The following is a 1,595-nucleotide window of genomic DNA, read 5'->3' on the forward strand; positions in this document are numbered from 1 at the left end:
TTTTATAAACGCGTGCTCGCACCGCGGCAATCAAACTCGAAACGGCGGTCATGGGCAACAAGACCGAATTTGAATGCCCCTATCACCGTTGGCTGTTCGATTCGAAAGGCAATCTGGCCGGCTGTCCGAACCCTCGGGAATTTCTTCCCGGCTTCAACAAAGCAGACTATCCGCTTGCCCAGCCGCGGTTTGACAGTTTTTGGGCTTGTTTCGTCACGCTCTCACCAGAAACCGAGTCACTATTGGCATATCTTGGAGATTCGCAGAATACGTTGCGCGAACTGCTAGCAGGCGATGGGCGTCTCAAAACTGCTCGGCTACCAAAAAAAGTTCGCTATGATACGAACTGGAAGTCGTACACCGACAATGATGGCTATCATGCCCCATTGCTACATCAGGCGTTCAAGATGCTTAACTGGCAAGGTGGCAACGGTCGCCAGTTTACAGCAACAAAAACGCGGCCACATTTGTTTCGAATCTGCGCTTTCTGTGGCACACGGGCCCACCGTGCTCAAAGACAAATCGCTGATCGAATTCAAAGGGCAGGATCCTGCGGTCGGCTCACGGATCGTTTCTCTCTTTCCCACCTTTGTTTCGACGAAGCATCTGGATGTCATCAATTTTGCGCTTTGCGACACCAATCGATGCTGAGACGGTCGAGGTCCACTACGTCTATTTCGCACATCAGGATGACGACGAGGACATGGTTCGGCACAGACTGCGGCAAARGTTTCAAACCTGCTGGGGCCATGCGGCCTGATCAGCATGGAAGATGCCTCGATTTTCCATCGCATCCATATCGGAAATCACACGCCCGGCTCTGCCATCTTCCAAAAGGGAGTGCATGACCCTTTGAAGCTAGAATCGGAGTTCCTTCAAAACGACGAGAGCGGCAATCTGCCGCGCTGGGAATATTATCGGTCGGTCATGGGTTTTGAGAGGGCGGCGGCATGATAGAGACAGATATGTCGCTTGAAGCGGCGCTCAATGCCGTGCTGCTAGCGGATGCCCACGCGCTTGATAGCAAAGATATGCAGAGATGGCTAGATAATTACGCGGACGAGGAAAACGCGTCGTATTTCTGCCGTTCGGCGGAAAATTCAGAGCACGGACTTGCCCTTGGCTTTATGTACGACGACTGCCGGGCGAGGCTCGAGGATCGCGTCACTTTCGTAAATGACATTTGGGTCGGCACATTCCAGGACTATCGTACACGTCATTTCGTTCAATTGACCAGCTATCATCGAACCGATGCAGCCACTTTGGAAATGCGGTCTAACTTTTCCGTGTTCATGACGCCTAAAGACAGTGGCATCACCCAGGTGCTTGCCGCAGGCCAATATCTTGACAGCGTGCGGCAACAAAAGAATGGCGGGCTGAAGCTATTGTCGCGGCGGGCTGAGCTCGATACCTCTGTGCTTCCACGATATTTGGTCTATCCGATATGAGAACACCGGTAATAAAAGGGGCCATTCATTGGCGGTAGCACCGGATTWAAAAAAGGGGGCCACTTTCTGCTAGACCTTCGCTTTTTGTGCGGAGGCGGAGGGTGAAGAGAGTGGAGCTTTATCAGAAGGTTCGCCATGCCGTGCTTA

General features: G+C 52.4%; 3 protein-coding genes and 1 pseudogene. All 4 read left to right on the forward strand.

Going from position 1 to position 1,595, the window contains the following annotated elements:
• Positions 1-50: 50 nt before the first annotated feature.
• Positions 51-101, forward strand: a pseudogene (locus tag BF95_RS30140) (hypothetical protein); the annotation flags it as partial.
• 322 nt (positions 102-423) lie between these two features.
• Entirely contained in the window at positions 424-651 is a 228-nt protein-coding gene (locus tag BF95_RS30145) for a hypothetical protein (protein ID WP_235210017.1), read from the forward strand.
• A gap of 114 nt (positions 652-765) precedes the next feature.
• The gene (locus BF95_RS30150) at positions 766-954 is read left to right on the forward strand and encodes a hypothetical protein (protein ID WP_235210018.1); all 189 of its coding nucleotides are present in this window, start codon (positions 766-768) and stop codon (positions 952-954) included.
• Positions 951-1,448 carry an aromatic-ring-hydroxylating dioxygenase subunit beta gene (locus BF95_RS25305; RefSeq protein WP_043155638.1) on the forward strand — a complete coding sequence of 166 codons (498 nt, stop codon included), beginning with the start codon at positions 951-953 and terminating at the stop codon, positions 1,446-1,448. Before BF95_RS30150 ends, BF95_RS25305 begins: the two co-directional genes overlap by 4 nt.
• Positions 1,449-1,595: the final 147 nt, after the last annotated feature.

Source organism: Sphingobium sp. Ant17, from assembly GCF_000588875.1.
Lineage (GTDB): Bacteria > Pseudomonadota > Alphaproteobacteria > Sphingomonadales > Sphingomonadaceae > Sphingobium.